This is a genomic window from Streptomyces sp. NPDC018947 (genome assembly GCF_044390505.1).
Taxonomy (GTDB): domain Bacteria; phylum Actinomycetota; class Actinomycetes; order Streptomycetales; family Streptomycetaceae; genus Streptomyces.
This window is the reverse complement of sequence record NZ_JBIRZD010000023.1, coordinates 64,270-85,821: the sequence shown is the minus strand read 5'-3', so window position 1 is coordinate 85,821 and position 21,552 is coordinate 64,270. Positions and strand designations below refer to the sequence as shown.

Genomic DNA, 21,552 nt, shown 5'->3' with positions numbered 1-21,552 from the left:
GAGGCCATGACCTCGAACGACGCTCCCCGCCCCGGTGTCCACGCCGCCCGCCGGCGCACGCTGGGGCGGGGCCCGGGGATGCCTCCGGTGGCCCCGCCGCCCCAGGAGACGGCGCCCGGCACCGAGCCGCCCGCCCCCGCCGGGTCCCGGACCCCGGAGACGGTGTCCGAGGCGGAACCGGTCCCCGCGGCCCGGGAGACGCCCGGCGGGGCAGCCGGGTCGGATGCGGCGCGTGTGGGCCGGGAGGGTGCCGCGCAGGGCGGTTCCGGGGCCTCGACGAGCGCCGGGGCCGGGGTGGCCGGGGCGCGGCACGGATCCACGGACCCCGAGCGTGCGCCGCGGAACGCCGCGGAGGCCCCCGGAGCCGTGCGGACGGCCCCCGCCACCGTCCCGGAGGGGCCGGGCCCGCCGCCGGGGGCCGGGGAGCCCCCGCACGGGGATCCGGAGGACACGCCGCACGACGGGGCCGAGGCCGCCGACGCGGACGGCGGGGTCTTCACGGTACGGCTGGCCAACTTCGAGGGCCCCTTCGACCTGCTGCTCCAGCTCATCGCCAAGCACAAGATGGACGTCACCGAGGTCGCCCTGTCCCGGGTGACCGACGAGTTCATGGCGCACATCCGGGCGATGGGGCCCGACTGGGACCTGGACGAGACGACCGAGTTCCTGGTCGTCGCGGCCACCCTGCTCGACCTCAAGGCCGCCCGGCTGCTCCCGGCCGCCGAGGTGGAGGACGAGGCCGACCTCGCGCTGCTGGAGGCCCGTGACCTGCTGTTCGCGCGGCTGCTCCAGTACCGCGCGTACAAGCAGATCGCGGAGATCTTCAACGAGCGCGTCGAGGCGGAGGCCCGCCGCCACCCCCGTACCGTCGGCCTGGAGCCCCACCACGCCGAACTGCTGCCCGAGGTCGTCATCGGCATCGGCCCCGAGGGCTTCGCCCGGCTGGCCGTGAAGGCGATGCAGCCCAGGCCGAAACCGCAGGTGTACGTGGAGCACATCCACGCGCCCCTGGTCAGCGTGCAGGAGCAGGCCGGGATCGTCGTCGCCCGGCTGCGGGAGCTGGGCGAGGCCAGCTTCCGGGTCCTGGTCGACGACACCGGGGACACCCTGACCGTCGTCGCCCGCTTCCTGGCCCTGCTGGAGCTGTACCGGGAGAGGGCCGTCGCGCTGGACCAGGAGACCGCGCTCGGCGAGCTGCTGGTGCGCTGGACCGGCGGGGACGGGGACGTGGGAGCGGTGGTCACGGACGAGTTCGACCGGGCGCCGCGCGAGACCGAGGAGGAGCAGGAGTGAGTGACGAGACCACGGAGGTTCCGGGCGGGCCGGGCGCCGTCGCCGCCCTCGACCTCAAGCCCGCCCTCGAAGCGGTCCTCATGGTCGTCGACGAGCCCGCGACCGAGGAGCACCTCGCCCGCCTACTGCAGCGGCCCCGGCGGCGGATCGCGGACGCGCTGCGCGAGCTGGCCGACGAGTACACCGTCCAGGGCCGCGGGTTCGAGCTGCGGCTCGTCGCGGGCGGCTGGCGCTTCTACACCCGGCCCGAGTACGCCGCGGCCGTCGAGGGCTTCGTCCTGGACGGCCAGCACGCCCGCCTCACGCAGGCCGCGCTGGAGACCCTCGCCGTGGTCGCCTACCGCCAGCCGGTCAGCCGCAGCCGCGTCTCCGCCGTGCGCGGGGTGAACTGCGACGGCGTGATGCGCACCCTCCTCCAGCGCGGTCTCGTGGAGGAGGCGGGCACGGAACCCGAAACAGGTGCGATCCTGTACGTGACGACGAACTACTTCCTGGAGCGGATGGGCCTGCGCGGCCTGGACGAGCTCCCGGAACTCGCGCCCTTCCTCCCGGAGGCGGCGGCGATCGAGGCCGAGACGCTGGAAGGGGTCCCGTCGTTCGATCCGGACGCCCCGGATTCCGAGGACGCAGACGACAAGACGGAACTTTGATGCGAAGCAGCAGCGGCAGGAACAGCAGCGGAAACAACGGCGGGAGCCGTGGTGGCAACAGCGGCGGCCGCGGCGGGAGCGGCGGTGGCCGCGGTAACTACCGCGGCGCCGGCAACAACCGTGACGACAGGCAGGGCGGCCGTTCGAAGAGGCCCCGCCCCGAGGAGCGCCGTTACGACGTCGGTCCCGGCGCCTCCCCGGAGGGCCCCAAGTCCGGGCGCGGCGGCTCGGCGCGCGGCGGCGCCAAGGGCGGTCCGAAGCGGCCCCAGCCGCGGGGACGCACGGCCCCGGCCACGTCCCGCGAGTACGAGACGCGGGCCGAGGAGCGCAACCGCGAGCGGTACGCGGGCAAGAAGGACGTCAAGCTCCCCAAGACCTTTCCCGGCGCCGAGCAGGAGGGCGAGCGGCTGCAGAAGGTGCTCGCACGCGCCGGTTACGGCTCCCGGCGGGCCTGCGAGGAGCTGATCGAGCAGGCGCGGGTCGAGGTCAACGGCGAGATCGTGCTGGAGCAGGGCCGGCGGGTCGACCCGGAGAAGGACGAGGTCAAGGTCGACGGGCTGACCGTCGCGACGCAGTCGTACCAGTTCTTCTCGCTGAACAAGCCCGCCGGTGTCGTCTCCACCATGGAGGACCCGGAGGGGCGCCAGTGCCTCGGTGACTACGTCACCAACCGCGAGACCCGGCTCTTCCACGTCGGACGGCTCGACACCGAGACCGAGGGCGTCATCCTGCTCACCAACCACGGCGAGCTGGCGCACCGCCTGACCCACCCCAAGTACGGCGTGAAGAAGACCTACCTCGCGCACATCGTGGGCCCGATCCCGCGCGACCTCGGCAAGCGCCTGAAGGACGGCATCCAGCTCGAGGACGGGTACGCGCGCGCGGACCACTTCCGGGTCGTGGAGCAGACCGGCAAGAACTACCTGGTCGAGGTGACCCTCCACGAGGGCCGCAAGCACATCGTCCGCCGGATGCTGGCGGAGGCGGGCTTCCCCGTCGACAAGCTGGTGCGCACCGCCTTCGGTCCGATCACGCTGGGCGACCAGAAGTCGGGCTGGCTGCGCCGCCTGTCCAACACCGAGGTCGGGATGCTGATGCAGGAGGTCGACCTCTAGCCGTCCCGAGGGTTGTGCCGACCGGCCACCCCCTTTTATAGTCGCAGTGACTATTAAGGGGGTGGCCGGTCGTGCTCGGCTACGACAAACACGCCTACGAGCCCTTCGCCGTCACCGTCGATCTCGCCGTCCTCACGCTCCGCGCGGGCGCGCTGCAGGTGCTGCTGATCGAACGGGCCGAGGAGCCGTACGCCGGCCGCTGGGCCCTGCCCGGCGGCTTTCTGCTGCCCGAGGAGTCGGCGGAGGAGGCGGCCCGCCGGGAGCTGGCCGAGGAGACCGGCCTCGCGGACGTGAGCGGGCTGCACCTGGAACAGTTGCGGACCTACAGCGAGCCCGGCCGCGACCCCCGGATGCGGGTCGTCTCCGTCGCCTTCACCGCGCTGCTGCCCGACCCTCCCGAGCCGCGGGCCGGCACCGACGCGGCCGAGGCCCGCTGGGTGCCGTACGACAGCGCCCGCGGCCTCGCCTTCGACCACGACCGCATCCTGGCCGACGCCCGGACGCGCGTCGGCGCCAAGCTGGAGTACACCTGCCTGGCCACCGCCTTCTGCCCGGCCGAGTTCACGCTCGGCGAGCTCCAGCAGGTCTACGAGACGGTGTGGGGGGCCCCGCTCGACCGGCCCAACTTCCGCCGCAAGGTCCTCGCCACCCCCGGTTTCGTCGAGCAGGTCCCCGGCGCCGCGCGCCTGACCGGAGGCCGGGGCAAACCCGCCGCCCTCTACCGCGCGGGCCCGGCCACCTCCCTGCACCCGCCCCTGCTCCGCACCCCTCGGGAAGGACGCCCCGCATGACCACGACCACCGTCACCAAGCGCGCCGCCACCGGGGCGCTCACCGGACTCGCCCTCGGGGACGCGCTGGGCTTCCCCACCGAGTTCAACGACGTCCCGTCGATCCTGGCCACGTTCGGCCCCTGGCGGCAGATGGAGCTGCCCCGGCCCGCGATCGTCACCGACGACACCCAGATGACCCTGGCGCTGGGGCGGGGACTGCGGACGGCGATGGACCGGGGACCGCTCGGGCCGAAGCGCATGGAACGGCCGGTGCGGGAGGAGTTCGTCGACTGGTACCAGTCGCCGGAGAACAACCGGGCACCGGGCAACACCTGTCTCAGGGCGTGCGACCTGCTCAAGGCGCAGGACCGCCCCTGGCAGGACGCCAGCCAGATCCACTCCAAGGGCTGCGGCGCCAACATGCGCGTCGCACCGATAGGACTCGTCCCCGGGCTCAGCGACGAACAGCGCGCCGGCGCCGCCCAGTTGCAGGCCGCGCTCACCCACGGGCACCCGACCGCGCTCGCCGCCTCCGACCTCACCGCGCACGCCGTACGGCTGCTCGCCGAGGGGGCCGAGCCCACCGGACTGGTCGGGCTGCTGCGCTCCTACGCCTACGACAACCGCACCCGCTACCACGAGCGCTGGCTCGGCGACCTGTGGACCCGCGCCCAGGACCCCGGCCCCGAGCACTTCATCGCCCGCGGCTGGGACGAGTGCCTGGCCGTCCTCGACCGCCTCCGGGAAGCGGTGCGCACCGTCTCCCCGGAGACCGACCCGTGCCTCGCGGTCGGCGCGGGCTGGATCGCGGAAGAGGCGCTGGCCGCCGGGCTGCTGAGCTTCCTGCTCTTCGTCGACGGGCCCCTGACGGCCCTGCGCCGCGCCGCCTGCACCTCCGGCGACTCCGACTCCATCGCCTGCCTCACGGGCGCCTTCGCGGGCGCCCACCTCGGCACCGGCGCCTGGCCGGCCGAGTGGGCCGACCGGATCGAGTACCGGTCCGACCTGCTGGCCCTGGGCGCGCTCTGGGACGCTTGAGCCATGACCGACGTCCTCGACACCGACCTGGCCCCGGTGGTGGCCGAACAGCCCTTCCCGGTGCTGTTCGCGACCGTCTCCGGCGCCCACCTCTACGGCTTCCCCTCCCGCGACTCGGACGTCGACCTGCGCGGCGCCCACCTGCTGCCCGCGGCCGACCTGGTCGGACTGCGCGCACCGGAGGAGACCCGGTCGCGGATGTGGGACCGGGACGGCGTCGAGATGGACCTGGTCACGCACGACCTGCGCAAGTTCGTGCGGCTGATGCTGCGCCGCAACGGCTACGTCCTGGAGCAGCTCCTGTCGCCGCTGGTCGTGCACACCACCGAGGCCCACCGGGAACTGGCCGCGCTCGCGCCGGGCGTCCTCACCGGCCACCACGCCCATCACTACCGGGGGTTCGCCGGGACGCAGTGGCGGCTGTTCGAGAAGAGCGGCGAGCTCAAACCCCTGCTGTACACCTTCCGGGTGCTGCTCACCGGCATCCACCTGATGCGCTCCGGCGAGGTGCAGCCGCACCTGCCCACCCTCGCCGCCGAGGTCGGCGAGGCCCCGGTGTACCTGGCGGAGCTGATCGCCGCCAAGGCCGAGCGTGAGCACGGGCAGGCCGGTGTCGACCGCGCACGCGTGCGGGCCGACGTGGAGCGGCTGCACGGCGTCCTGGACGAGGCGCAGGCTGCGTCAGCGCTGCCCGGCGCCCCCACCGCCCACGACGCCCTGCACGACTTCGTCGTACGCGTCCGGCTGGAGGGCTGACGCACGCCGGGTGCGGACCAGGAAGTCCTCGACGCGGCGCCGGTCCGGTTCGGCGGGCAGCGGGCTGCGACGGGCGGCCTCCTCGCACTCCCGGGCCAGGCGGGCCATCCAGGACTCGGTTTCGGGCCAGGACACCTCGCCGCGCTTCACGGCGAGCAGCGGCTCGCGCAGGTCGCCGACATCGAGGGTGAGCGCGCCCGTGCGCAGGAGGTCCCGGGCGCTCGCCAGAAGCCGCAGCAGGTGCATCGCGTGCTTCCAGCGCGGGGCGCCGTGCGTGCGCACATCGGCGTCCAGCTTGCGGCGCTGGCCCTGCGCGTAGCGGGTGAACGTCTCGTGGACCCGCCGGGAGAGGAACGCCCCGCGCAGGGCCAGCAGTTCGCGGCCGGTGGCGTCGGCGTACTCCACGAGCGGGGAGTGCAGGCACTCCAGGATGTTCGGGTTCGCGCGCAGCGCCAGCTCGCAGAAGCGCTCCAGCTCCCAGGCGAACTGCTCCTCGGCCGGCCCCTCCACATGCGTCGGCGGCTTCTCGAAACGCCAGAACAGGGCGGTCGGGGCGAGGAACACGCCCCGGCGGTCCGTGTCGCTGGTCTCCGTCGCCAGGCCGAAGGCACGGGAGCCCATGACACAGGCGTAGACCGTGTGGTCGCGTACCAGCGTGTGCGGGTCGGGTGACTCGGGGCGCATGCGGGGGAGCGTACGCGGGAGGTCAGGCCGGGCGGACCGAATTTCCCTCCACCGTGATCGGCCGCTCGGGCAGCGGCCTGGTGGCGGGCCCCCGCTCCACCGCGCCGTCCGCGATGCCGAACCGGCTGTCGTGGCAGGCGCAGTTGATCGTGCCGCCGCTCACGTCCGTCACCGTGCAGCCCTGGTGGGTGCAGACGGCCGAGAAGGCCTTGAACTCGCCGGGCTCCGGCTGGGTCACCACGATCCCCTCCTCGGCGAGGATCCTGCCGCCGCCCACCGGCACGTCCTCCGTCCGCGTCAGTTCCCGGCCCGGGGCGGCCCCGCTGGAGGAGCCGGTCGTACCGCCCCCGCCACCGCAGCCGGCGACGAGCGCCACCGCGCCCGTCGTCAGGAGGACCGTGCGCCGGGCCGGGCTGGAAACCATGTCGTCACTCCGGGGGGGAAGAGGGATGCGTGCGAGGCTTCGGACCGCACCAGCGTCTCAGGGGGCGAGCGCCGTACACCGGCCCCGCGCGGGCTGACTACGCTGGACGGACCAAGACCGATACGCACTTCACCGAGGAGCATCGCCGTGGCGGTACGAGCGGTCCGGGGCGCCGTCCAACTGGAACGGGACGAGGCCGGACACATGGACGAGCGCGTCGCGGCCCTGCTGACGGCGGTCCTGGAGCGCAACGAGCTGACCGCCGACGACCTGATCAGCATCTGGTTCACGGCCACGCCCGACCTGCACAGCGACTTCCCCGCCGCCGCCGCCCGCAAGCTGGGCATCACCGACGTCCCGCTGATCTGCGCCCAGGAACTCGACGTCGAGGGCGCCATGCCGCGCGTCGTACGCCTCCTCGCCCACGTCGAGTCCGACCGGTCCCGCTCCGACATCTCCCACGTCTACCTCGGCGCCGCCGCGGCCCTGCGCAAGGACATCGCCCAGTGAGAACCGCACTCGTCATCGGAACCGGCCTGATCGGCACCTCGGCCGCCCTCGCCCTCACCCAGCGGGGTGTCACCGTGCATCTCGCCGACCACGATCCCGAGCAGGCCCGCACCGCAGCCGCGCTCGGCGCCGGCACCGACGCCGCCCCCGACGGCCCCGTCGACCTCGCGGTCGTCGCCGCCCCGCCCGCCCTGGTGGCCGACGTGCTCGCCGAGGCGATGGCCCGCGGCGCGGCCCGCGGCTACATCGACGTGGCCAGCGTCAAGGGCGGCCCCCGGCGCGAGCTGGAGGCGCGCGGTGTCGACCTGACGTCGTACCTGGGCACCCACCCCATGTCCGGGCGCGAGAAGTCCGGCCCGCTGGCCGCCACCGGCGACCTCTTCGAGGGCCGGCCGTGGGTGCTGACCCCGACCCGCGACACCGACACCGAGGTGCTCAACCTCGCGCTCGAACTGGTCTCGCACTGCCGCGCCGTGCCGGTCGTGATGGACGCCGACGCCCACGACCGGGCCGTCGCCCTCGTCTCCCACATGCCCCACCTGGTGTCCAGCATGGTCGCCGCCCGCCTGGAGCACGCCGAGGAGGCCGCCGTACGGCTGTGCGGGCAGGGCATCCGCGACGTGACCCGGATCGCCGCCTCCGACCCCCGCATGTGGATCGACATCCTCTCCGCGAACCCGGGGCCGGTCGCCGACCTGCTCGGCGACGTCGCCGCCGACCTGGAGGAGACGGTGCGGGCCCTGCGCTCCCTGCAGTCCTCCGACGACGACAAGCGGCGCGAGGGCAGCGCCGGCATAGAAGCCGTCCTCAGACGCGGCAACGCGGGCCAGGTCCGCGTCCCCGGCAAGCACGGCTCCGCGCCGCGCGTCTACGAGACCGTGGCCGTCCTCATCGACGACCAGCCGGGACAGCTCGCCCGCATCTTCGCGGACGCGGACCGGGCCGGCGTCAACATCGAGGACGTGCGGATCGAGCACGCGACCGGGCAGCAGGCCGGCCTGGTGCAGCTCATGGTCGAGCCGAAGGCCGCCTCCGTGCTCACCACGGCCCTGCGGGAGAGGGGCTGGGCGATCCGCCAGTGACGTGTGGTGCGAAGCGGGGTCATGCGCCTGTCGGAGGGGCCCCGCGGACCCAGTAACCTTGTGCGGGACGCGCTCGCGTCCCGCACACCACCCACCGCACCGCACCAGGAAGGTGTCCCCTCGTGGAAAACGGCGCCGCCCCGACCGCCCCGGCCGTGATTGTCGCCATCGACGGCCCCTCCGGCACGGGCAAGTCGAGCACGTCGAAGGCCGTCGCCGCGCAGCTCGGCCTGAGCTACCTGGACACCGGCGCCCAGTACCGGGCGATCACGTGGTGGATGGTCTCCAACGGCATCGACATAGCCGACCCGCACGCCGTCGCCGCCGCGGCCGGCAAGCCCGAGATCATCTCCGGCACCGACCCGTCGGCCCCGGCCATCACGGTCGACGGCGTGGACGTGGCAGGCCCGATCCGCACCCAGGAGGTCACCTCCAGGGTGAGCGCGGTCAGCGCCGTCCCCGAGGTGCGCGCCCGGATCACCGAGCTGCAGCGCACCATCGCCGCCGCCGCCGAGGGGGGCATCGTCGTCGAGGGCCGCGACATCGGCACGACCGTGCTGCCGGACGCCGACCTGAAGATCTTCCTGACCGCCTCCCCGGAGGCCCGCGCCGCACGCCGCAGCGGCGAACTCAAGGGCGCCGACGTGCAGGCCACCCGCGAGGCCCTGATCAAGCGGGACGCGGCCGACTCCAGCCGCAAGACCTCGCCGCTCGCCAAGGCGGACGACGCGGTCGAGGTGGACACCACCGATCTCACCCTCGCGCAGGTCATCGAGTGCGTCGTCACCCTCGTCGAGGAGAAGCGGGCGGGTAAGTGACCTCACCCCCCGTTCCCTCCGAGCAGGGCGCCGAGGTCGGGCGGCGCATCGGCGTCGGCCTGATGTACGGCCTGTGGAAGCCGCGGGTGCTCGGCGCCTGGCGGGTGCCCGCCACCGGCCCGCTGATCTTCGCCGTGAACCACGCGCACAACATCGACGGCCCCATGGTCATGGGCGTCGCGCCCCGGCCGACGCACTTCCTGATCAAGAAGGAGGCGTTCGTCGGGCCGCTCGGACGGTTCCTGACCGGCATCGGCCAGATCGAGGTGGACCGCGAGTCCACCGACCGCACGGCCATCGCCCGGGCACTGTCCGTGCTCCGGGACGGCGGTGTGCTCGGCATCTTCCCGGAGGGCACCCGCGGCGAGGGCGACTTCGCCTCGCTGCGCGCCGGGCTCGCGTACTTCGCCGTACGCGGCGGCGCCCCGATCGTCCCCGTGGCCGTCCTGGGAAGTTCCGAGCGGCCCGGACGGTTGATAAAGGCGCTGCCGCCCCTGCGCTCGCGCGTCGACGTCGTCTTCGGCGACCCCTTCGAGGCGGGAGACCCCGACGGCCGGCGTACGCGCAAGGCGCTGGACGAGGCCACCGAACGCATCCAGAAGCAGCTCACCGCGCACCTGGAAAACGCCAGGCGGCTCACCGGCCGCTAGGCGACACTTGAGTAGTGGATCACCCGGTACAGGGTGTTCCACCGATCACCACGATGAACGAGGTACGGACTTCATGAACGACGACATCCACTCCGAGGGTTCGGGCGAGGAGCACGACCACGGGGCGCTTGGCGACGCCGAATACGCGCAGTTCATGGAGCTCGCCGCGGAAGAGGGCTTCGACCTCGCGGACGTCGAGGGCGCGATCGAGGCGGCCGGGCACGGCCCGCTGCCCGTCCTCGCCGTCGTCGGCCGCCCCAATGTCGGCAAGTCGACCCTGGTGAACCGCATCATCGGCCGCCGCGAGGCGGTCGTCGAGGACAAGCCCGGCGTCACCCGCGACCGCGTCACCTACGAGGCCGAGTGGGCGGGCCGCCGCTTCAAGGTCGTCGACACCGGCGGCTGGGAGCAGGACGTCCTCGGCATCGACGCCTCCGTGGCCGCCCAGGCCGAGTACGCGATCGAGGCGGCCGACGCGGTCGTCTTCGTCGTGGACGCCAAGGTCGGCGCCACCGACACCGACGAGGCGGTCGTACGGCTGCTGCGCAAGGCCGGCAAGCCCGTCGTGCTGTGCGCCAACAAGGTGGACGGCCCGAGCGGCGAGGCCGACGCGGCCTACCTGTGGTCGCTGGGGCTGGGGGAGCCGTACCCGGTCTCCGCGCTGCACGGCCGCGGCACCGGCGACATGCTGGACCAGGTCCTCGAGGCCCTGCCCGAGGCCCCGGAGCAGACCTTCGGCACCGCCGTCGGCGGCCCGCGCCGCGTCGCCCTGATCGGCCGGCCCAACGTCGGCAAGTCCTCGCTGCTGAACAAGGTGGCGGGCGAGGAGCGCGTCGTCGTCAACGAACTCGCCGGAACCACCCGCGACCCGGTCGACGAGCTGATCGAGCTGGGCGGCAAGACCTGGAAGTTCGTCGACACCGCCGGCATCCGCAAGCGCGTCCACCTCCAGCAGGGCGCCGACTACTACGCGTCGCTGCGCACCGCCGCCGCCGTCGAGAAGGCGGAGGTCGCCGTCGTCCTCATCGACGCCTCCGAGTCCATCTCCGTGCAGGACCAGCGGATCGTCACCATGGCCGTCGAGGCGGGCCGCGCGCTGGTCCTCGCGTACAACAAGTGGGACACCCTCGACGAGGAGCGCCGCTACTACCTGGAGCGGGAGATCGAGACCGAACTCGGCCAGGTCGCGTGGGCGCCCCGGGTGAACGTCTCGGCGCAGACCGGACGGCACATGGAGAAGCTGGTCCCGGCGATCGAGACGGCCCTGGCCGGCTGGGAGACCCGGGTCCCTACGGGCCGCCTGAACGCCTTCCTCGGCGAGCTGGTCGCCGCCCACCCGCACCCGGTGCGGGGTGGCAAGCAGCCGCGCATCCTGTTCGGCACCCAGGCGGGCACCAAGCCGCCGCGGTTCGTGCTCTTCGCCTCCGGCTTCATCGAGGCCGGCTACCGGCGCTTCATCGAGCGCCGGCTGCGCGAGGAGTTCGGCTTCGAGGGGACGCCGATCCACATCTCGGTGCGGGTGCGCGAGAAGCGCGGCGCCAAGAAGAAGTAGCCCGGACACGGAGAAGGGGCGGCCCCGGACGGGGCCGCCCCTTCTCGCTGCCTGCGCTCAGGCGCCCCGGCGCGGGGCCGGCGGGAGCGCGGCCGGGACGTGGCGCATCGTCCCGGTGCCGTGCGGGCCGAGCTGGCCGACGCGCTGCCACGGCGACTGCTGGCCGACCCGGGCACTGGTGGCGCCCGCGCTGTACGCGCCGTACCCGCCCCGGCCGCGGGGCATGTTCCCGAACCCGGTGAACTCCAGTTCCTCCTCGCCGCTGCGATCCCCCGGCAGCGAGCGGAAGGACCTGACGTACTCGGCGTAGAGCGCGTCGTAGATCGGCGTGGCGGAAGGGCCACCGGGTCGGTGGGAGGAGTCGTATGCGTGCACGTATGTCCAAACGACCCCGGGCCCGAAGGGATGCGGCCCGGAGGGAGGCGCCCGCCGCTCGTGCGTTCGCTGGTCAGGTCCCTGCCAGTGGCAGCGCGGCGGCGACGAGCCGTCCGCCCGCCGCCGCCTTGTCCAGCGCGTCGCGCAGCAGGTCCTCGCGGGGCTGGCGGCCGATCGTGCCGACCGGAGCCGCGAACATCAGCACCTGCTGCTGCTTGGTGGCGGCCGCGCGCCAGCCCTCGGTGACCTGGAGGGGCTGGTGCGCCTGCCACCAGGCGACCGGACGGCCGCCGTCGGTCCCCGGCTGGAGCACCGCGTGGAGGTGACCCATGGCGAGCAGCACCGACCAGCCGTGCAGCACCGCCGGGGCGGTGGACAACTCGGCGACCGGCATGAAGCCCTGCTCGACGAGGAGCGGAAGGAACTCGTCGCCCGAGCCGTTCGTGCCGGGCCGCACGATGGGCGCGGTCGGCTCGACCACGAGGGCCGGGTGCAGCTCCCCGGAGATCAGGACCAGACCGCTGGTGACACCGAGCACGGCCTGCTCCGGCGCGGGCTGCTCGGGCGCGGCCTGCTCGGGCCGCGGCGCGCTGTCGGCGTTGATGGACCTCACGGCACCCTGGAGCTGTTCCTCGGTGACCTTGACGACCTGCGAGGGCAGGCAGCCCGCATGGGCGAAGGCGAGCACCGCCGTCTCCTCCCCGATGAAGAGAACGGTGCTGGTGCGCTCCTGCTCGCAGTCGCCCGGAGTGCGGCAGGACGTGCAGTCGTAGCTGCCCGGGGCGGACTCCCCGGCGAGCAGGCGGTCGGCTTCTTCGTCGCCGATCTCGGCGCGTACGTCGTCGCTGACGTCGAGCATGCGCGGCACGGGTGGCTCCCTCGGGATGCGGTGCGTGACCGGGCCGGGTGGCTCCCGGCCCGCGGTCGGGGTGGGTCCCCGGCTCATGCTGAAGACAACGGGCGATCCGCGGCGCGGGTCACGCTCCCCGGTGAACGGAATCGAACCGCCCGACGGCGGTCCCGGCCGGCCCCGGAGCGTCTCGCCGTCCGTCAAGTGGGCGCGGCGACAAGGGCGTTGAGCAGGGCGAACGTGCCGAAGGTCGTCGGATCGGTACGTCGACAAATCAGGAAATCCCCGGCCCGGGACCCTGTCGTCCGTGACCACATCGCAATCGGACACGGACAACCAGAAGGCCGGGTTCCGGGTCTAACCGGACGACGGACAGCCCAGGGAGGACCGCACCGCAATGACGCCGCCGGCATCCTCGGCCGCCCCGCTGCGCGCCGACTGCATCGCCGACTCCGCGGGTGGCCTGACCTTCGACGTCGCCGTGCACGGCGGCACCGCCACGGCCCACCTGGTGCTGCGCCGCCAGGGCGCCGGGGACGAGGTCGGCCTGCCGCTCGCCCCGATCGACGAGGGCCGGCTGCGCGCCGCCCTGCCCAGCAGCGTCGCCCTGCCCGAGGGCCGCTGGGACGCGTACGCGCGCGTGTCCGGCGGCGAGCCGCGCCGCCTGGTCCCCGGCGTCACCGACCTGCGCCCCCTCGCCGAGCGCACCCCGAGCGGCCTGCTCGGCCATGTCGCCGTCCGCATCCCCTACGCGGGCCGGCAGGGCGGGCTCACCGTCCGGAGCTGGCTGCGCGCCCCGCACGCCGAGGCGGCCGGACTGGGCCACGAGGACGACGCGCTGACCGTGCGGGGGCGGGTGTACGGCAGCCCGCTCGGCGCCGGCGCCCACGCCGAGCTGCGCGCCAGGCCGGGGACGGGAGAGGGTGCGACGCACCGGCTCGACGTGAGCCGCGACCGGGCGGACTTCCGGCTCACGGTCGGCTACGCCACCCTCGCGCCGGGCATGTGGGACCTGTGGCTGCGGCCCGCCGGGGAGTCCGGCCCCTCCGTGCGCGTCGCCCGGCTGCTGGACGACGTCGCCGACAAGCACCCCGTCCTCGTCGGTCCGCCCGCGCGTGTGGAGACGCCGTACGGGCCGGTCGCGGCCGGCCCCTGCTACACGAGGGACAACGACCTGTCGGTGTCCGTCACCCCGCTGGCCCCCTGACGGTCGCGGACAGCAGGAGAATCGCCCCATGCTCGAGACCTCCGCGCGCCTGCTGCGCCTGCTCTCCCTGCTCCAGGCCCACCGCGAGTGGTCCGGCGCCGACCTGGCCGAGCGCCTCGGCGTCTCCCCGCGCACCGTGCGCCGGGACGTGGACCGGCTGCGCGAACTGGGCTACCCCGTCAACGCCAGCCCCGGCACCGGCGGCGGCTACCGGCTCGGCGCGGGAGCCCGCCTCCCGCCGCTGCTCCTGGACGACGACGAGGCCGTCGCGGTCGCCGTCGGGCTGCGCACGGCCGCCGGGCAGGGCGTCGAGGGCATCGGCGAGAGTTCCGTACGGGCGCTGGCCAAGCTGGAGCAGGTGCTGCCGGACCGGCTGCGCCGCCGGGTGGGCGCCCTCAACGCCTTCACCGTGCCGATGCTGCGCGCCCCGGGTTCCTCCAGCGTCGACCCCGCCGTCCTCACCGAGCTGGCCCACCTGTGCCGGGACGGGGAGACGCTGCGCTTCGCCTACCGCGGGCACGACGGCGCCGAGACCCGCCGCGTCGTCGAGCCGTACCGCCTGGTCTGCTCCGAGCGGCGCTGGTACCTCGTCGCCTTCGACCTCGACCGCGCGGACTGGCGCACCTTCCGGGCGGACCGCGTCACGCCGCAGCCGCCGCACGGCCCGCGCTTCGCCCCGCGCGAGCCGCCCGCCGAGGACCTGGCCGCGTACGTCTCCGAGGGGGTCTCCACGCGCGTGTACGCCACCCGCGCGACCGTGCGGCTGCTGGTGCCCCTCGAGGAGGCCGCCGAGCGCGTCTCGCCGACCGCGGGGGTGCTGGAGGCGGAGGGCCCCAAGAGCTGCCTGCTGCGCACCGGCGCGGCGAGCCCGGACGTGATGGCGCTGCACCTGATGGCGACCGGCTTCGACTTCGAGGTGCTGGAGCCCGCCGCCCTGACCGAGGCGATCCGGGCGGCGCACGGCCGGCTGGGGCGCTCCCTGGCGCGCCCCGGGGCGGGCGGGCCCGGCCCGGAGGAAGTGTGAGCCAAATATGTGTTTTCTGTGCAGGCGCCCGAAGTTCGCACGTCCGTTCGCGCCCGCCCGGAGGGGAATGCGCGACCGAACCGGGGCGCTTCGGCGGCCTTTCTCGTTCTCCTATTCGAGGGGTCGGTGCGGGGCGCGGGAATTGCCGCGTAAAGAGAGAGGGAGGCGGCCGGATACGTCCGTACGGGTGACGGATTTCCGCCGGAACGCACACCGTGATCCTGTGACAGAAATGTGACCGTAGGTTCCCGGGCGGTCGCGGTTACGGGCCGGGGGTTCCCCGGTGGTGGGGCAGGGCATAGCGTGGTGACATGGCACCGATTCCGACACCCCCGGCCGAACCGCAGGACAGTCCGGACGCATACGTGGGCCTCGATTCCGGCGCCGCCGAACGGCGTGCGCGGGAGAGGGGCTGGTCGACGGTGCGGTCGCTGGCCCCGGGGACGGTCATCACCATGGAGTACCGCGTGGGCCGGCTCAACTTCGAGGTGAAGGACGGCCGCGTGGCCCGCGCCTGGAAGGGCTGACACACGTCGACGGCCCCGGCCCTCCTTCGGGGAGGACCGGGGCCGTCGTGCCGCGCGGGCGGGGTGTGCGTACCGGACCCGCGTGCCGGCGGGGCGGTCAGCCGCCCGACACGGGCCGTGCCGGGGCCGTGCTGCGCGGATGGCGGTCCGGGTGCGGCGGACGGCGGCTGCCGGCCGGTGCGACCGGGGCGCGGTCCGAGCGGGCCGTGTGCGGGCCCGGAGCCAGGTACACCGGGGCCCGGGTGCACGGCTGCGTGGCGACCGGCTCGCGCGCCGGGGCGTCCTCCCGGTCGTGGACGGCGTGCGTGAGCACCACCGGGGCGGTGACCGGCTCCTTCGCGGGCCGCTGACGGCCGAGCCGGGCGGACCAGTGGCCCCGCAGGCCGAGGATCCAGGCCTCCGCGCGGGTGATCAGCGGCTCGAACCAGGGCAGCGCCAGCAGGATCAGCAGCCCCGCCGTCCAGCCCAGGAGCACGTCGCTGAGCCAGTGCGTCCCGAGGTAGACGGTGGACATCCCCACCCCGAGCGAGGTGACCGCCGACAGCGCCGACAGCCAGCGCCGGGCCCTCGGCGTGGAGGCCAGGTAGGCCAGGATTCCCCAGGTGACCACGGCGTTCGCGGTGTGACCGCTCGGAAATATATCGCCGCCGAGCCACATCTCGTTCGAGCCGATCGTGGTCGCGTAGTGCGGCCCCAGACGGCCCATGCCGATCTTGGCGGCACCCACGGTGACGTTCAGCAGCAGGAGCGAGGTGCCGAGCGCGAGCAGGGGACGCAGCGTGTGCTGCCGCCAGGAGCGCCAGCCGAGCCAGGCCGCGACCATCACCGCGGTGGGGCCGCGCTGGCCGAGCACCACGTAGTAGTCGACGAAGGCGTGGATCTCGGGCCACTGCTGGTACGGCCGGAAGAACATGACCTGCCAGTCGAGCCGGACCAGCCACGAGGTGATCAGCACGGCCCACACGATCGCGATATAGAACGCCAGGGTGCCGGCGAACAGCGCAATGCGGTGCCGGCTCATCTCCGGCACATCTAGGTGGGCCGGTCGTTCCGGCTCCCGGTCCAGTCTCGCGAACACCCGGTCCAGACGGGTGAGGTTCCGTTCGGTACGCACCCAATCGACGTTACAGCGAGTGAGGAGTGATCCCCGACGGAACAACGGGTTTGTGATGACGATGTGATGTGGGATTCCTCTCAGGGGGTGACTATTTCCGAGGAATCCTCAAACGGCTCCGACCTGCGGACTTCAATTCCTTTGATCGGCCCGGTCGGGGGTTTTATCGTGCTTATGAATTCGTTAACCGAATGCTGGTACGGAATTTTCCCGCCGCACACGGGGCGGCCGGGCCGGTCAGGGCGGGCCGGACCCGTTCAGCCAGAACGCGCCGTACCCCGCCGAGACGAGGGCGACCCCCGCGACCACCAGCGCCGACCTGCACGTCCGCAGCCGGGCGAGGGCCGTGGCGAGCGGCAGCAGCAGCGGGAAGGCGGGCATCAGCAGCCGGGGCTTCGAGCCGAAGTAGCTCGACGCGCACAGGGCGAGGACGGTGACGACCCCCGCGTACACCAGCAGCGGGAGCGGCTGGCGCTGCCGTACGCAGACGACGTACAGCCACAGCAGCAGCGCCACCCCGGCGATCAGCGCGACGCCCGCCAGGGCCGACGGGAACGACGTGAGCCGCCCGGCGACGAACCGGGCGAAGGCCAGGCCGCCGTCGAAGCCGTTGCGCCAGCCGGCCTGGACGTCGAGGTAGCCGAGGGGGCCCTCGCCGGTGCGGTGGCCGACCCACAGCACGTACCCGGCGGCACCGAGGGGGGCCAGGACCGTGCCGAGCACGCGCCGCGCACCCTCGCCGGGAGCGCGCTCCGGAGTCCCGGCGCCGGCGCGGTCGCCCAGGTACGCCGCGACCGCCGCCGCCCACAGCGCCGCCGTCACCGCGAGCCCCACCGGCCGGGTCAGCCCCGCCAGCGCGGCCAGCGCCCCCGCCGTCACCCAGCGCCCGGTCAGCACCGCGTACAGCGACCAGGCCGCCAGCGCGGTGAACAGTGACTCGCTGTACGCCATCGACTGCACGATCCCGACCGGCAGCACGGCCCACAGCAGGACGGCGCACACCCCGGCCCGGCGGCCGTACACGTGGTCCGCCACCGCGAAGATCCCCCAGGCCGCGGCGAGCGAGGCGAGCAGGCTCACGACGAATCCGGCGTCGGCGTACGACAGCGGGGTCACCGCCGCGCCCAGTCGCTCCAGCCAGGGCAGCAGCGGGAAGAAGGCCAGGTTGGAGTGCACGTCGCCGTTGGGCAGGCGCACCTCGTAGCCGTACCCCAGCTCGGCGACCCCGGCGTACCAGAGGGAGTCCCAGCGGGCGGTCAGCAGCGTGTACGCGCTCTTGTCGCGCGAGGCGCTCCACAGGGCCAGGGCGAGCAGGCCCAGGGCGCGCACGGCCGCGTAGCCGAGCAGCGCCGGGGCGGCCCCGCGCAGCGCACCGGCGCGTCCCGCGGCGCGCGTTTCAAGATCGGTCACGGGCTCGATTATCTGCCGGGCCCCCGAGCCCCCGGCCCGCCGGGGCGGGCGGGCCGGGGACGCAGTGGCGCACGCCACACACGGGACGCGGGATCTGTGAGGCCCACCACGTGTGCCGGGAGCGCTCTCGCGTAACCTGGCGAGTCACTCGCGCTCCGTCGCACGGCCCCGGAGCCACCGCTCACCACCGGCCGAGACGCAGGGGAGTCCCCACCCCGCGCAGCCCGCCGGACGCGAGGGAACATCTTGGAGGTACGCACATGTCCGGGACGACCACGGCTGCCGTCGCGCCGCGCCGTCGGGCGGCCGGGGCCGGAGCCAACCGCTGGGTGGTCCTCGTCGTCCTCTGCGTCAGCCTGCTGCTCGTCGCCCTCGACGCCACCGTGCTGCACGTGGCGGTCCCCGCCGTCACGGAGGACCTGAAGCCCGGCGCGATCGAACTGCTCTGGATCGTCGACGTCTACCCGCTGGTCTGCGCCTCGCTGCTGATCCTGTTCGGCACGCTGGGCGACCGGGTGGGCCGCAGACGGGTACTGCTCGTCGGCTACGCGCTGTTCGGCGTCGCCTCCGCGCTGGCCGCCCTCGCGGAGAGCGCCCAGGTGCTGATCCTGGCCCGGGCGCTGCTCGGCGTCGGCGGAGCCATGATCATGCCGGCGACGCTGTCGATCCTGCGGCAGGTCTTCCCCGATCGCCGGGAGCGGGCCCTGGCCATCGGCATCTGGAGCGCCGTGGCCGCGGTGGGAGCGGCTGTCGGGCCCCTGCTCGGCGGCTTCCTGCTGGAGCACTTCTGGTGGGGCTCGGTCTTTCTCGTCAACATCCCGCTGATGCTGGTCAGCCTGCCGGTGGGGCGGCTGCTGCTGCCCGAGTCGAAGGGCGACGGCACCGGCCCCTGGGACGTGGTCGGCGCGCTGATGGCGGCGGCCGGGCTGTTCGGCGTGGTCCTGGGCGTGAAGCGGCTCGGCGGCGGCGAGCAGGTCGCGAGCGTGTTCACCGTGGTGCCCCTGGTGGCGGGCGCTGCCCTGCTGACCGCCTTCGTGCGCCGGCAGCGCCGGCGTACGCATCCGCTCGTGGACCTGCGGATGTTCCGGCGGCCGGCGTTCAGCACGTCGGTGGGCTGCATCGTGCTGGCGATGCTGGCGCTGGTCGGGCTGGAGCTGATCGCGGCGCAGTACCTGCAGCTGGTGCTCGGGCTGTCACCGCTGGAGACCGGGCTGCGGCTGCTGCCGCTGACCTTCGCGGCGATGGCGGCCGGGCTCGCGGGGGCGCGGATGCTGCGGCGGTTCGGGCCGCGGCGGATGGTGTGCGCCGGGTTCTGCCTGACCGCCGCGGCGGTGGTCCTGCTGACGGCGATGGGCCGGGCCGACAACTGCCCGCTGCTGCTGACCGGGTTCGTGCTGCTGGGCTTCGGGCTGGAGACGACGCTGTTCGGCGCGTACGAGTCGATGCTGAGCGAGGCGCCGCAGGAGCAGTCCGGCGGGGCGGCGGCGATCGGCGAGACGTCCTACCAGCTCGGTGCCGGCATCGGCATAGCGCTGCTGGGCAGCGTGATGAACGCGGCGTACGCGCCCGGGCTGGCGGGGGGTGTGCCCGGGGTGCCGGCGTCGGCGTCGGCCGCGGCGGGGCATTCGCTGGGGGAGGCGTACGAGGTCGCGGGCCGGCTCGGGGGGCCCGCGGGGGGTGCGTTGCGCAGTGCCGCCGCCGACGCGTTCGTGCACGGGCTGCACGTGACGCTGGTGGTGAGCGCCGGACTGCTGCTGCTGGGGGCGGTGATGGCGTTGCGGTTGCCGCGGGTGATGCAGTGCGAGCCGGAGACGGTGGCGGTGCCCGCGCCCCGTGAAGCGGCGGAGTCACGCGTCTCGGTGTGACCGTCCCCGTCCGCGCACGGTCGGTCCGGCGTCGGGAGCGCGGCGGGTGGTGCCCGGGCCGGCGTCGCATGGTGGACGTGCGCAGCCGCGCATCGTAACGTCGGGACGAGAACCGTAACTAGCAACGCTAGTTTTGACAGCCCGGAGGGTGTCCATGGCCGCGTCCCCCAAGTTGCCCGCGTTCGACCCCGCCGATCCCCTCGGCATCGACGACCTGCTGGAGCCGGAGGACCTCGCGATCCGGGAGACCGTGCGGGGCTGGGCCGCCGACCGGGTGCTGCCGCACATCGCGGAGTGGTACGAGAGGGGCGAACTGCCCGGTATCCGCGAGCTGGCCCGCGAGCTGGGCGGGATCGGCGCGCTGGGCATGTCCCTCGACGGGTACGGCTGCGCCGGCGCGAGCGCGGTGCAGTACGGGCTCGCCTGCCTGGAGCTGGAGGCGGCCGACTCCGGCATCCGCTCACTGGTCTCCGTGCAGGGGTCCCTGGCGATGTACGCCGTCCACCGCTTCGGCAGCGAGGAGCAGAAGCGGACCTGGCTGCCCCGCATGGCCGCCGGCGAGGTCATCGGCTGCTTCGGGCTGACCGAGCCCGACCACGGCTCCGACCCCGCGAACATGCGCACCCACGCCAAGCGCGACGGCGGCGACTGGGTGCTCAACGGGCGCAAGATGTGGATCACCAACGGCTCGGTGGCCGGCGTCGCCGTCGTGTGGGCGCAGACCGAGGACGGTATCCGCGGCTTCGTCGTGCCCACCGACAGCCCCGGTTTCTCCGCCCCCGAGATCAAGCACAAGTGGTCCCTGCGGGCCAGCGTCACCAGTGAGCTGGTCCTCGACGACGTACGGCTGCCCGCCGACGCCGTGCTGCCGGAGGTCACCGGCCTGCGCGGACCGCTGAGCTGCCTCGGCCACGCCCGGTACGGCATCGTCTGGGGGGCGATGGGCGCGGCCCGCAGCTCCTTCGAGTCGGCCCTGGAGTACGCGAGGACGCGGGAACAGTTCGGGCGGCCCATCGGCGGCTTCCAGCTCACCCAGGCCAAGCTCGCCGACATGGCGGTCGAACTGCACAAGGGGATCCTGCTCGCCCATCACCTGGGGCGGCGCATGGACGCCGGCCGCCTGCGTCCCGAGCAGGTCAGCTTCGGCAAGCTCAACAACGTGCGCGAGGCCATCGACATCTGCCGCACGGCCCGCACGATCCTCGGCGCCAACGGGATCTCCCTGGAGTACCCGGTGATGCGGCACGCCACGAACCTGGAATCGGTGCTCACCTACGAGGGCACCGTCGAGATGCACCAGCTCGTGCTGGGCAAGGCGCTCACCGGACTCGACGCCTTCCGGTGAGGCGCGGGCGGTGGCGGGGCCGTGGAGCGCGGCCCCGCCTCAGCTCTGGTTGAAGAATCCGTCCGAACGGTGGGCGGCGGAGTCACCGCTGATCACCTGGGTGTCGGCCGGGCTCAGCAGGAACACCCGGGTGGACACCCGCTCGATGGAGCCCCGCAGGCCGAAGATCAGCCCGGCCGCGAAGTCGACGACGCGCTTGGCGTCGCCGGCCTCCATCGCCGTCAGGTTCATGATCACCGGGACCCCCTCCCGGAACAGCTCGCCGATGGCACGCGCGTCCCGGAAGCTGTCCGGGGTGACCGTGCCGATGCGGCGGCCCTTCTCCTCGGCGACGTCCGACGCCACCTTGACCCGCGGGTCCGTGACCCAGGCGTCCTGGGGCTCGGTGCCCTCGGAGTAGTCGTCGTCGTAGTAGCGCTCGTCATCGTTGTCGTCGACGAGGCCGAGCCACGCACTCGCCTTGCGTACCGATCCCATGGACGCCTCCTCTC

23 protein-coding genes are annotated in these 21,552 nt (G+C 73.7%); 16 read left to right on the top strand and 7 right to left on the bottom strand.

What is annotated here, in order from left to right; genetic code table 11:
- The first annotated feature begins 6 nt into the window (after nt 1–6).
- The 6 genes from ACH499_RS32465 (at nt 7) to ACH499_RS32440 (ending at nt 5,624) form a co-directional block, all read left to right on the top strand.
- Nucleotides 7–1,293: a segregation/condensation protein A gene (locus tag ACH499_RS32465; protein ID WP_399020398.1), complete on the top strand. Its 1,287-nt coding sequence runs from the start codon at nt 7–9 to the stop codon at nt 1,291–1,293.
- The gene (gene scpB / locus ACH499_RS32460; protein ID WP_356204574.1) at nt 1,290–1,943 is read left to right on the top strand and encodes an SMC-Scp complex subunit ScpB; all 654 of its coding nucleotides are present in this window, start codon (nt 1,290–1,292) and stop codon (nt 1,941–1,943) included. Before ACH499_RS32465 ends, scpB begins: the two co-directional genes overlap by 4 nt.
- A complete protein-coding gene (locus tag ACH499_RS32455) occupies nt 1,943–3,058 on the top strand; it encodes a pseudouridine synthase (RefSeq protein WP_399020396.1) in 1,116 nt (371 codons plus the stop codon). The genes scpB and ACH499_RS32455 overlap by 1 nt, the downstream gene beginning before the upstream one ends.
- 71 nt (nt 3,059–3,129) lie before the next feature.
- Nucleotides 3,130–3,849, top strand: a complete 720-nt coding sequence (locus ACH499_RS32450) for an NUDIX hydrolase (protein WP_399020394.1) — start codon at nt 3,130–3,132, stop codon at nt 3,847–3,849.
- Entirely contained in the window at nt 3,846–4,868 is a 1,023-nt protein-coding gene (locus tag ACH499_RS32445) for an ADP-ribosylglycohydrolase family protein (protein WP_399020392.1), read from the top strand. Before ACH499_RS32450 ends, ACH499_RS32445 begins: the two co-directional genes overlap by 4 nt.
- A 3-nt stretch (nt 4,869–4,871) precedes the next feature.
- The gene (locus ACH499_RS32440) at nt 4,872–5,624 is read left to right on the top strand and encodes a DNA polymerase beta superfamily protein (RefSeq protein ID WP_392835848.1); all 753 of its coding nucleotides are present in this window, start codon (nt 4,872–4,874) and stop codon (nt 5,622–5,624) included.
- Here the strand turns inward: ACH499_RS32440 and ACH499_RS32435 are convergent.
- On the bottom strand, nt 5,550–6,308 hold the full coding sequence (locus ACH499_RS32435) for a DNA polymerase beta superfamily protein (RefSeq protein ID WP_399020390.1): 759 nt from the start codon (nt 6,306–6,308) through the stop codon (nt 5,550–5,552). The genes ACH499_RS32440 and ACH499_RS32435 overlap by 75 nt on opposite strands.
- A 22-nt stretch (nt 6,309–6,330) precedes the next feature.
- The gene (locus ACH499_RS32430) at nt 6,331–6,732 is read right to left on the bottom strand and encodes a Rieske (2Fe-2S) protein (protein ID WP_356204588.1); all 402 of its coding nucleotides are present in this window, start codon (nt 6,730–6,732) and stop codon (nt 6,331–6,333) included.
- A 147-nt stretch (nt 6,733–6,879) separates the two neighbouring features.
- Between ACH499_RS32430 and aroH the strand changes: the two genes are divergently transcribed.
- The 5 genes from aroH to der all read left to right on the top strand — a co-directional run bounded on the left by aroH (nt 6,880) and on the right by der (nt 11,344).
- Nucleotides 6,880–7,242: a chorismate mutase gene (gene aroH / locus ACH499_RS32425; RefSeq protein WP_356204590.1), complete on the top strand. Its 363-nt coding sequence runs from the start codon at nt 6,880–6,882 to the stop codon at nt 7,240–7,242.
- Nucleotides 7,239–8,324, top strand: coding sequence for a prephenate dehydrogenase (locus ACH499_RS32420; protein ID WP_356204591.1), 1,086 nt, complete (start codon nt 7,239–7,241; stop codon nt 8,322–8,324). The genes aroH and ACH499_RS32420 overlap by 4 nt, the downstream gene beginning before the upstream one ends.
- A 122-nt stretch (nt 8,325–8,446) precedes the next feature.
- On the top strand, nt 8,447–9,142 hold the full coding sequence (gene cmk / locus ACH499_RS32415; RefSeq protein WP_356204594.1) for a (d)CMP kinase: 696 nt from the start codon (nt 8,447–8,449) through the stop codon (nt 9,140–9,142).
- 62 nt (nt 9,143–9,204) lie between these two features.
- Complete coding sequence (locus tag ACH499_RS32410; RefSeq protein WP_356204740.1) at nt 9,205–9,792, top strand: lysophospholipid acyltransferase family protein; 588 nt, start codon at nt 9,205–9,207, stop codon at nt 9,790–9,792.
- 73 nt (nt 9,793–9,865) lie between these two features.
- Nucleotides 9,866–11,344 (top strand): ribosome biogenesis GTPase Der, encoded by a 1,479-nt coding sequence (der, locus tag ACH499_RS32405; protein WP_356204597.1) that lies wholly within the window; start codon nt 9,866–9,868, stop codon nt 11,342–11,344.
- Between the two features lie 57 nt (nt 11,345–11,401).
- On the opposite strand, the gene ACH499_RS32400 is transcribed toward der, so the two are convergent.
- The gene (locus ACH499_RS32400) at nt 11,402–11,719 is read right to left on the bottom strand and encodes a hypothetical protein (RefSeq protein WP_356204600.1); all 318 of its coding nucleotides are present in this window, start codon (nt 11,717–11,719) and stop codon (nt 11,402–11,404) included.
- A 73-nt stretch (nt 11,720–11,792) separates the two neighbouring features.
- Nucleotides 11,793–12,587 carry a hypothetical protein gene (locus ACH499_RS32395; protein ID WP_356204603.1) on the bottom strand — a complete coding sequence of 265 codons (795 nt, stop codon included), beginning with the start codon at nt 12,585–12,587 and terminating at the stop codon, nt 11,793–11,795.
- A gap of 379 nt (nt 12,588–12,966) precedes the next feature.
- Here ACH499_RS32395 and ACH499_RS32390 point away from each other — a divergent pair, with 379 nt between their 5' ends.
- The 3 genes from ACH499_RS32390 (at nt 12,967) to ACH499_RS32380 (ending at nt 15,327) form a co-directional block, all read left to right on the top strand.
- The gene (locus ACH499_RS32390) at nt 12,967–13,776 is read left to right on the top strand and encodes a hypothetical protein (protein ID WP_399020386.1); all 810 of its coding nucleotides are present in this window, start codon (nt 12,967–12,969) and stop codon (nt 13,774–13,776) included.
- Between the two features lie 28 nt (nt 13,777–13,804).
- Complete coding sequence (locus ACH499_RS32385) at nt 13,805–14,800, top strand: helix-turn-helix transcriptional regulator (protein WP_399020384.1); 996 nt, start codon at nt 13,805–13,807, stop codon at nt 14,798–14,800.
- A gap of 311 nt (nt 14,801–15,111) precedes the next feature.
- Nucleotides 15,112–15,327 carry an I78 family peptidase inhibitor gene (locus tag ACH499_RS32380; protein ID WP_356204608.1) on the top strand — a complete coding sequence of 72 codons (216 nt, stop codon included), beginning with the start codon at nt 15,112–15,114 and terminating at the stop codon, nt 15,325–15,327.
- Between the two features lie 97 nt (nt 15,328–15,424).
- On the opposite strand, the gene ACH499_RS32375 is transcribed toward ACH499_RS32380, so the two are convergent.
- Together ACH499_RS32375 and ACH499_RS32370 are read right to left on the bottom strand one after the other, a co-directional pair.
- Nucleotides 15,425–16,441, bottom strand: coding sequence for a phosphatase PAP2 family protein (locus ACH499_RS32375; protein ID WP_356204611.1), 1,017 nt, complete (start codon nt 16,439–16,441; stop codon nt 15,425–15,427).
- Between the two features lie 237 nt (nt 16,442–16,678).
- Entirely contained in the window at nt 16,679–17,851 is a 1,173-nt protein-coding gene (locus ACH499_RS32370) for a mannosyltransferase family protein (RefSeq protein WP_399020381.1), read from the bottom strand.
- Nucleotides 17,852–18,111: 260 nt separating this feature from the next.
- On the opposite strand from ACH499_RS32370, the gene ACH499_RS32365 reads away from it, so the two are divergent.
- The gene (locus ACH499_RS32365; protein WP_399020379.1) at nt 18,112–19,716 is read left to right on the top strand and encodes an MFS transporter; all 1,605 of its coding nucleotides are present in this window, start codon (nt 18,112–18,114) and stop codon (nt 19,714–19,716) included.
- A 154-nt stretch (nt 19,717–19,870) separates the two neighbouring features.
- Nucleotides 19,871–21,061 carry an acyl-CoA dehydrogenase family protein gene (locus ACH499_RS32360; RefSeq protein ID WP_399020377.1) on the top strand — a complete coding sequence of 397 codons (1,191 nt, stop codon included), beginning with the start codon at nt 19,871–19,873 and terminating at the stop codon, nt 21,059–21,061.
- Between the two features lie 39 nt (nt 21,062–21,100).
- Here the strand turns inward: ACH499_RS32360 and ACH499_RS32355 are convergent, their stop codons facing one another.
- Nucleotides 21,101–21,538 (bottom strand): cell division protein SepF, encoded by a 438-nt coding sequence (locus tag ACH499_RS32355; protein WP_356204621.1) that lies wholly within the window; start codon nt 21,536–21,538, stop codon nt 21,101–21,103.
- Nucleotides 21,539–21,552 lie beyond the last annotated feature (14 nt).

Coding starts and splice junctions, on each gene's coding strand:
- ACH499_RS32355 (WP_356204621.1), bottom strand. CDS start 21,538: ATGGGATCGGTACGCAAGGCGAGTGCGTGGCTCGGCCTCGTCGACGAC.
- ACH499_RS32410 (WP_356204740.1), top strand. CDS start 9,205: ATGTACGGCCTGTGGAAGCCGCGGGTGCTCGGCGCCTGGCGGGTGCCC.
- ACH499_RS32435 (WP_399020390.1), bottom strand. CDS start 6,308: ATGCGCCCCGAGTCACCCGACCCGCACACGCTGGTACGCGACCACACG.
- der (WP_356204597.1), top strand. CDS start 9,866: ATGAACGACGACATCCACTCCGAGGGTTCGGGCGAGGAGCACGACCAC.
- ACH499_RS32390 (WP_399020386.1), top strand. CDS start 12,967: ATGACGCCGCCGGCATCCTCGGCCGCCCCGCTGCGCGCCGACTGCATC.
- ACH499_RS32365 (WP_399020379.1), top strand. CDS start 18,112: ATGTCCGGGACGACCACGGCTGCCGTCGCGCCGCGCCGTCGGGCGGCC.
- ACH499_RS32440 (WP_392835848.1), top strand. CDS start 4,872: ATGACCGACGTCCTCGACACCGACCTGGCCCCGGTGGTGGCCGAACAG.
- ACH499_RS32430 (WP_356204588.1), bottom strand. CDS start 6,732: ATGGTTTCCAGCCCGGCCCGGCGCACGGTCCTCCTGACGACGGGCGCG.
- ACH499_RS32465 (WP_399020398.1), top strand. CDS start 7: ATGACCTCGAACGACGCTCCCCGCCCCGGTGTCCACGCCGCCCGCCGG.
- ACH499_RS32445 (WP_399020392.1), top strand. CDS start 3,846: ATGACCACGACCACCGTCACCAAGCGCGCCGCCACCGGGGCGCTCACC.
- ACH499_RS32380 (WP_356204608.1), top strand. CDS start 15,112: ATGGCACCGATTCCGACACCCCCGGCCGAACCGCAGGACAGTCCGGAC.
- ACH499_RS32455 (WP_399020396.1), top strand. CDS start 1,943: ATGCGAAGCAGCAGCGGCAGGAACAGCAGCGGAAACAACGGCGGGAGC.
- ACH499_RS32385 (WP_399020384.1), top strand. CDS start 13,805: ATGCTCGAGACCTCCGCGCGCCTGCTGCGCCTGCTCTCCCTGCTCCAG.
- ACH499_RS32360 (WP_399020377.1), top strand. CDS start 19,871: ATGGCCGCGTCCCCCAAGTTGCCCGCGTTCGACCCCGCCGATCCCCTC.